Genomic DNA, 8,376 nt, shown 5'->3' with positions numbered 1-8,376 from the left:
TGAGCGATAGCGAAGGACCTGCTCAGAATGACACAATAATTATGGTGTTCTGGCACTAGTGCGTGTAAATAAGAACGAAGACGTAAAAAACGATCGTTATTGCCGATGCGATAACGAGGCTTTTCCAAACCAGCGGGTCTTCGTTTTTAATAAAGTTCTTGAAACCTTCAATCATGGTACCTCATTCCACCTTATGCCAGATGTAGCCGGAATCTGCACCCGTTTTAACGGGACACACTCTTGTTATACTCTATTGTGTTCTTGTAATTGATTATACTGGTATGCGTAACATTTTGGTATAGCCCGGGCCTTAAATAAGCCAGATGCGGCAAAGTTTATGGTGTGTGCAGTATCGAAATACCTGGTAGCCTACACCTATAGTGGCTTATAATTATTTATAATTAGATGATGTATGTAAGGACGATGGCGGTGTAAGTTATTTGGTTGATTATGGTTGATTATTATAAAATACTGGAGGTCGACCCCGAGGCTTCAAAAGAAGTTATCGATAAAGCATACCGGGCGCTATCGCTTAAATATCATCCCGATAAGCACCCCGATGAGCATAAAGAAGCTGCAACACGTAAATGGCTTGAAATACGTAAAGCGTATGAGGTTATCTCTAACGATAAAGAACGCGCAGCCTATAACGATATACGAAAACGGGAGACGATCGATCTTTTCCTTAATGAAGGCCTGCTAGGTCTGGTCAGAAAGTACTTAAAAAACACGTGATGGTTTTGAATTTTTCGTTAAACTTAGAACAAAACTAGTGAGAGACTAAACTTGCAAAGAACAAAGACAGAAGCAGCCTTAGCGGTATTAATAATCATAGTGATCGCATTATCTCTTGGTGGATTGCTCGGCCCACAAAGTGCGTTTGCCCAGCAGCAGATACTGTTTATACGTGCCGGCATCCCCACCACCGGTACGCCAGACATCGGTATGTCAGACACCGGTACAATAGAAAACACCACCACTATTGATACAAACACAGCGTCGCAAAACCCCGCACTGGGGCACGACCATAGCTTGTCCCTACACTATAAGGATATCTCAAAGGCCGACTGGTTTTATGATAAAGTGATCTCGCTTGCGATTAACGGTATCGTCGGCGGTTACAGCGATGGGTCGTTCAAGCCGCGTAAATCTATTACCAGGGCCGAGATGGCATCATTTCTAGCGCGCGCAAAATCATTGCAAGCAACCGGCACAGAGCCGTTCGGTGACGTAAACGAAACGGACTGGTTTTCCAAAGACGTGGCGGCAGTCCTGCAGGCAGGGATAATGAACGGCACGACACCCGCGCTTTTCTCACCATCGGGGCTTTTAACCAGGGAACAAGTGTCGGCGATCATAGTAAGGGCCGCCGGGATGGATGGGGTAACCGATATTCAGGAGCAGAACCGCTGGCTGCAGGGCCTCAAAGACCGACGCAGCATCAGCCTCTGGGCCAGACCGTATGCTGCTGCGGCTATTAAATACAACCTCATGGGCGGCTATCCGAGTAAAGAGTTGAGGCCTTCCGGTGTAGTTACGAGGGCGGAGACATCGGTTCTTATCTGGAATATCCTCTACAAAGAAATTCGAGAGAGCGGTGGCTATCCTACTTACGTTGCCCCGTACCTGCCGAAACCAACGATAATATTCCCCCAACAAAAACAGGTTGTGTTTACGAAAAATTACTCGGTGACCGCACAGATCGACCCCGAGTCATCCACGCAGGAGTTATGGGTTAACGGAAAGCTTGTTCAGATTAAACATGCAAGTGGTTCAAACACGGTAACGTTTACCGGCCTTAAGGCCATAAACCGCACATACTCCATAAGCGTGAGAACCAAGAACGGCTCGGCGTCGACATCAACGGGTGTCGTAAGCTACTACTGCCTACAAGCCCCATCCAACCATGACCACCTTATAGTTATCGATAAAAGCGAGTTTAGGCTCTATTGGATTATTGACGGTTTTTTGAAGAAGATCTACCAGGTGGCTATCGGCAGGGACGGTATGGCAACGCCGAATGCCGAGTGGATAGTCGGACAGAAGTATAAAACGGATCCCAAAGGCGTCTACGGCCCCCGTAAAATGCGTCTTTACGGGCTAATAAATGGCACCTATGAGTACACCCGCTATGGAATTCACGGGACAAACGAGCCCTGGGTGATCGGCACCAGGGCCTCACACGGGTGCATTCGCCTGAGAAACAAAGATATCCTCGATCTATGGCCCCAGGTTGGTGTGGGGGATCACGTTATAACGCAACCATAATGCACGTGAGCAGCCCAAATGAATTAATTACGACTATGTTCTGATAACCTGGTTGTAGTAGGAGAGTTAAATATAAAAATAGGACTAGCAAATTTTTCCAGATTATTGTAGAATAAGCCCTAGGTAATCATGCAACACTATGGCTTTGAAAATCAGAAAGATATTCAGCTTAGCGAAACCAACTTCAGTAGAACTGAGAAAAAACAAATAGAGCAAGAGATAATGAGACGGCTGCGCACGCAAATGCTGATGCTGGGCTGGATTATTATCCCGATAGTCGCCGTAGCGGTGTGGTTTCTTAAACCGCAGCTGGCGGTTGAAAAACTCGCCGCTAAATCAGCCGCCACCACGGTTTTAGCGAAAAAAGTCGGGAAGCCGACCCCGCCAACGAGCACCCTGGCTATAGCTGCTACCACGACCACAAATCCAACAACCTTTCAGAAGGACGCAACGGACACGATTTTCTTCGTAGGTGTCGGCGACATGGCGTTCAACGGCCAGATCGCAGATACACTTAGATATAATGGCGCACAAGACATATTCTCGGATATCACTCAGGTTTTGCAGTCAGGCGATGTAGTTGTGGGCGATCTTGAATCACCGCTATCTATGGGAAGCCAAACGTCGGCAACAGGCAGATCGACAGTTCTTGGAGCACCGGAAGCCGCCACCGGCATGAGAAACGCGGGTATTAACCTGGTATCGCTCGCCAACGACCATATAATGGATTACGGTACCGCTGGTTTGATCAACACGGTTAACCGTCTTAACCAGGTCGGAATCGCCCACGCAGGGGCGGGCAACAACTCCCAGCAAGCCTACACACGCACAGTGCTCAACATTAAAGGGAAAAAAGTTGCGCTTCTCTCGCTCTCCTCAATAGCACCCGACAATGCTCGCGCTCAAGAGGGTAAGGCCGGGATCGCTGCCAATAAGAAACGTTACTACATCGACAGCCTTATCAAGGAGGCCGCGAAGCAGAACGACTACCTGATCGTCTCGTGCCATTGGGGCGACGAAGGCAGTACCGGTATTCAGAACTCCCAGCGCAAGTTCGCTAAAAGGGCTATCGATGCCGGCGCCGATGTTGTACTCGGAAGCCACCCGCACATGATGCAGGGGATCGAGATATATAACGGCAGGTGTATTGCCTACAGCCCCGGCAACTTTATTTATCCCAGCGGCTCAGGGAATTCCGGCCAGGCATTTGTCCTAAAGCTCTCGCTTGCCAAAGGCATGATTATAAAGGCGGAGGTCGTCCCGATTTCCGTTGATCCATCCGGCAAGCCAAGCCTTGCTACCGGCTGCGCCGCGGGGGCCATCCTACAAAAATTGAAGAATATGTCGGACCCCTTAGCGACAAACGTGAATATCGTCGGAAACACGGCACAAGTCACCTGACGCAAGCAGAAGTAACAAAGCCGGCGGCTTTGAATCACCGAAAATTATTACCACGTCGAACACCATAATTATCCTACCTTAGCGACGCATGTGGGCTGCACAGACGATGGTATACTGGTTAATCCGCTTTATTATCTATGCTAACGCTGGCAAACATAACTTCCTATTGCCTTAATAGGCAGGCATATATTATACTGGCATCATGTAATCCCTTAATAATTTGTCTCATTTCTGCTTATTCTTTTTGCTAAAGACATGCTATACGCAATATTTTGGCATCTTGAAAACTGGGTTATGCCCAACTATATCCACCAACCGATTATATCCATAGCACTATCAGCAGCTAGTTTCGATTCTTCAAAACCGTGTCTGGGAGCTTGCGATAATTTTCCCAAATAGCGGTGATTGCTGGTAGGCATTATAGTGCCGGGCAAAAGTTTAAAGCTTTTCTAACAGGGCTGGTGCATCGTGGTAGTTGAAAGAAACTGTGCCAGGGATACTGGTCAAACATATGAGGAATTGCTCGCATCGCTCATTGAATCGGCAAGGCTGATAAGCGGTAAGCTTTCACTCGACGAGGTCGAGGATATTATTGTTGCTGAAGCCCGGCGGTTATTTGACGCAAAGGCCGGGTGGCTCTTTTTCTACGACTCAAAGGACGACCTCCTTAAAATCGAACGCTTCTGGGGCCCAAACGAAGAGGCTTTTAGGGGCTTCTCAGTACGTCCCGGCGAAGGTATTTCAGGCGTGGTGTTCTTAACCCAACAACCCGAGGTAACGCTTAAAGCCGATAAGTACCTAACACTCATCCCTAATACAACGACTTTGCCGGATGATGCCCCTGCGCTTGCAGTATTCCCTCTCTCGGTTGGGGGTCGCAGGATAGGGGTCATTGGTATTACCTCAGAAACCGTCAGCAAGAAAGGCCTAACCGAGGATGAGTTTAACTCGGTTGTATCGGCCTTTGCCAACCACATTGCCATTGCGCTGGATACCGCGCTGCTCTTTGAAGAGAAGAAAAAGGTGGAGCTGGAGCTAAAGAACAGCGTTCAGAGGCTGCAAATGATCAACGAAATCGGAATCGATGTCATCAAGGACCTCGATTTATCGGTGATTATACGCAAAGTCGCCCGCTACACGACCGATATTTTTAATACCGACGCCGCGGTCATCAACCTTGGCAATAAGGACGGCACGGTCATTGAGGCCGCATACTTCTACAATATGTCCCCCGAGACCGAAGAGATATTTTTAACGAAGCAGACCATTGCACGGAGGGTTTTTGAGTATCCGCGGAGGGTGCTGATTAACGATTACCCCGAGCATGCCTGGGCGTTAACAGAGTTTATTGAACTTGGTGTAAAATCGTTAATCATGGTTCCGGTTATCTCAAAGGGCAGGGTTTTAGCTACCCTGTCTGCGGTAAGTTTCCGGGAGGAAAGGGTGTTTATTGAAGACGACTTCGATGAACTCGAGTTCGTCGCCCGCCACGTCGCTGTCGCGATAGAAAACACCAGGCTTTATTATGAGCAAGTTGAAACCAGAAAGAAAATGGAAGATTACGCCAGCCAGTTGCGCATGCTCAATGATTTTTCCCAGAGGATAACCAGGGAGGGTAATTCTCAGGATATGGCCGAGCAGCTAGCTAAATCGGCCAGGACGTTATTCAACTGTGCAGTCAGCGTAGTCCTTTTATGCAAAAATTCAATGGATGAAATTCCTACGCTCTCCTGGTCGACTGATGGGAGCCAATCTTGTAATATAGAGCCCTTTGAGGTTGACCTCTCCACGCACAGTGGTCTTTACAGCGAAATGTTCAGGACAAAGAAGACTCTTCGCCTGAACGATATCTCGGATCATCCACATTTTAAAGGATTGCCCGAACACCATATGCATATGCGTGGTTTACTTGGTGCGCCGCTCTTAGATTCGAATGATGAGTTTATCGGCCAGGTAATGGTTAGCAACAAGAAAGATGGCTCCGACTTTACGGAGAGCGATGAGGAGCTGCTTGTCGCTCTATGCGCCCAGGTCGCTATCGGGATTGAAAGGGTTGAAGCTTATGAGCGTGAGCATAGTATAGCAGAGACGCTCCAGCAGGCCATTCTTACGGCTCCGGTAAATCTGCCCGGGGTTGAGATCGGCACGATCTATGAATCGGCGGCGGAAGCCGCAAAGGTCGGCGGCGATTTTTACGATTTATTTGAACTCGGTGATGGCACTATCGGTATTTTAATCGGAGATGTTTCAGGTAAGGGGCTTGAGGCGGCGACCATAACATTGATGGTTAAGAGCACGATACGGGCGTTTGCGTACAGGGGGCTCTCGCCGGCGGATATTCTGACCGAAGCCAACAAGGTCATCTGCAGGCAGCTCGGCTTTAACCAGTTTGTAACCATGCTGTACGGAGCGCTTGACCCGGGCACAGGCCGGATGATTATCTCCCGCGCCGGGCATCCGGAGATTATCATCTGGGTTAAAAATAAGTGTGTCTTTTGCTGCGACGAAAGCAATCTGCCCGTCGGAGTGATGGAAGACATCATCTATGAGCAGAGCGAGATAATTCTATCGCAGGGTGACGGGGTAATTCTTTACACGGACGGCCTGACCGAGGCCAGGTGTAAAAACGAGCTTCTTGGGGAGGACGTCTTGATCGATGAGCTTAATAAGATAATCCACGGGAAAGATTCGCAAGAGGTTGCATGCGGTCTGGTAAACATAGCGAAAGATTTCGTAAGCGGCAAACCTCAAGACGATATCGCAGTTGTTGTCCTCAAATTAAAGCCCCGGGAAGGTTGCTAGGATTCAACCTTTACGGGATGCCTGCCTATTAGCTCCAGCAAAAGCCAGATAAACTCAAACGCCGCCTCGATCGCGCTTATCGCATCTTCTTTTGTAGCCGTCTCACCCTGGTGGACGATGCGGTTTCTCTTTTGCGCCACATCTCTAACCCAGCTTTTATATACGATCGGATTGATATCGGAGATCTTCTTTCCTATGGCGAGTTCCGCAACCCGCTTGACGCGCTCGCTCGCGGCCTGGACCTTATTTAATATCCACTCGGCAACATCTTCCGCCAGCTTCTTCCGTTTGGTAAGAAGTTCCCATAAAACGGCCGCAATCGTTACCTCAACGGCTATCTCGGCCTCCACAATAGCGCTTTGATAATCCTCATTGATAAGACTTTCCTTGGCGCGTTGAAGGTACTCGCGCCATGCCTCCTTGCGCTCGCCCTTAGTATCCGCATAGACTACCCATTTGACCTGGCATTCCGTGCCGACGATATCGTTTGCGCCCGAGCTGAGAATAATAAGGTTGTCCGGGGGAATGAACTTGTGCTCAAAATAAGCCAGAATCCCCGGCTCAAGAGGCGTTACCTGCATGATAAATACCTTCTTGGCGGCCTTAAGGGGTGCTTCCAGCCGTATCTCCTTAGCGGTTCCGATCGTTATAGCATCCTGCCCGGATATCATGGTATCGCTGATAAAACACCATGCCATGAAGTCGTTATCCGATACAATCGCGTGCTTAAGCCCCTCTTTTGCAGAAAATGTGTTCTCACAGCCCGGCCCGCTACAAACAATACTGGTCGGGTCGCTTAAATCGGATGGTTGCAGGCTTTGTTTAAACCCGCAACTGCTACACCGCACATATGCCTGTCCGCCCGTCGAAACAATCTGCTGCTCAGTCTTTTGTAACATTGTCACCCCACGAAGAAGAAGTCAGGAGCCGGAATCCAGAAGGGGAAGGAGACCTGCTACTGTGCCTGCCAGTACATTTATAATCAGTTTACGATTATTTGCGGGATAATTCAAATAAAAGGCCTGCCGCAGTAGACTGAAGGAGTAAAAGAAAAGGCTTGCAGATGTTCTGCAAGCCTTGGTGTCCGAGACTGGACTTGAACCAGCACGGCCTTAGCGGCCACTAGGCCCTCAACCTAGCGCGTCTACCAATTCCGCCACTCGGACGTAAGTCTAAACTACGCGCATACGGATGAGTTTTACCTCATCACCCGCGCAAAAGTTATTATATCATTTCGAGATCACCTGTCAACGCGCTGCACAACGAGCTCGCCAAAATAGGTGAAAAACGCTTGTGTTTCGACCATCCATGGTATTAATTTAAAGAAATTTAGTGAAGAACAATGCTTTAGCATGCCGATACTACTATTATTATCTTAGTTGATATAAAGGACTAAGGAAATGATCGGTCTTTTCTCATTTAAGAACCCACGATTCAAACTTATCTTTATCATAGCGATAGCCGTTGTGCTCGTAGTTTCAGCTGCCATTGTCGGGTATAAAACCGTTTCGTCGCACGGGGCTGCCGTAATAAACGATGATGGGCACATCGCTGCGCCCGCGTTCGTGGGACGTGACCTTGAGCAGGTAAAATCAACCGCTCGTTCGCTTGGATTAAAGCTTAAAATCGACCGGTGGGTTCAGAGTAAGGTCTATCCCATCGGCCATGTCGTTACCCAAAAACCGCTTCCTAACAAGAAGGTAAAGGTAGGGGACACGATTATAATCAAAGTGAGCGGGGGCGGCAAATACGGCCAGGGCAGTAAAGTAGAACAGTCGGATATAAGCATAAAAGATAATCCGCAGCCGCTTCCGACACCCGCGATTTCGCCGAGGCGGAGTCTGGCCGGAAAAGTTGTAGTGATCGATCCGGGTCATCAAAGCAAAGCCGATTTATCGCGTGAGC

The 8,376-nt window shown here is 48.7% G+C and carries 6 protein-coding genes and 1 tRNA gene; 5 read left to right on the top strand and 2 right to left on the bottom strand.

What is annotated here, in order from left to right:
* Window positions 1-450: 450 nt before the first annotated feature.
* The 4 genes from COY37_RS10795 (at window position 451) to COY37_RS10780 (ending at window position 6,471) form a co-directional block, all read left to right on the top strand.
* Window positions 451-735, top strand: coding sequence for a DnaJ domain-containing protein (locus tag COY37_RS10795; RefSeq protein ID WP_286678453.1), 285 nt, complete (start codon window positions 451-453; stop codon window positions 733-735).
* 51 nt (window positions 736-786) lie between these two features.
* Complete coding sequence (locus tag COY37_RS10790; RefSeq protein WP_286977557.1) at window positions 787-2,268, top strand: S-layer homology domain-containing protein; 1,482 nt, start codon at window positions 787-789, stop codon at window positions 2,266-2,268.
* Window positions 2,269-2,397: 129 nt separating this feature from the next.
* Window positions 2,398-3,669, top strand: coding sequence for a CapA family protein (locus COY37_RS10785; protein ID WP_286678451.1), 1,272 nt, complete (start codon window positions 2,398-2,400; stop codon window positions 3,667-3,669).
* A gap of 468 nt (window positions 3,670-4,137) precedes the next feature.
* Window positions 4,138-6,471, top strand: coding sequence for a SpoIIE family protein phosphatase (locus COY37_RS10780; protein WP_286678450.1), 2,334 nt, complete (start codon window positions 4,138-4,140; stop codon window positions 6,469-6,471).
* Here COY37_RS10780 and COY37_RS10775 read toward each other — a convergent pair.
* Together COY37_RS10775 and COY37_RS10770 are read right to left on the bottom strand one after the other, a co-directional pair.
* Window positions 6,468-7,370 carry a hypothetical protein gene (locus COY37_RS10775; protein ID WP_286678449.1) on the bottom strand — a complete coding sequence of 301 codons (903 nt, stop codon included), beginning with the start codon at window positions 7,368-7,370 and terminating at the stop codon, window positions 6,468-6,470. The two genes, COY37_RS10780 and COY37_RS10775, sit on opposite strands and share 4 nt — an antisense overlap.
* A 179-nt stretch (window positions 7,371-7,549) precedes the next feature.
* A tRNA-Leu gene (locus COY37_RS10770) sits at window positions 7,550-7,637 on the bottom strand.
* A 234-nt stretch (window positions 7,638-7,871) separates the two neighbouring features.
* Between COY37_RS10770 and COY37_RS10765 the strand changes: the two genes are divergently transcribed.
* On the top strand, window positions 7,872-8,376 hold a 505-nt coding region (locus COY37_RS10765; RefSeq protein ID WP_286977555.1), incomplete at its 3' end, for a PASTA domain-containing protein.

The sequence above is a fragment of the Candidatus Aquicultor secundus genome (genome assembly GCF_002791875.1).
GTDB lineage: Bacteria > Actinomycetota > Aquicultoria > Aquicultorales > Aquicultoraceae > Aquicultor_A > Aquicultor_A secundus.
The sequence above is the reverse complement of the archived record's forward strand: the minus strand, read 5'-3'. Positions and strand labels throughout refer to the sequence as shown.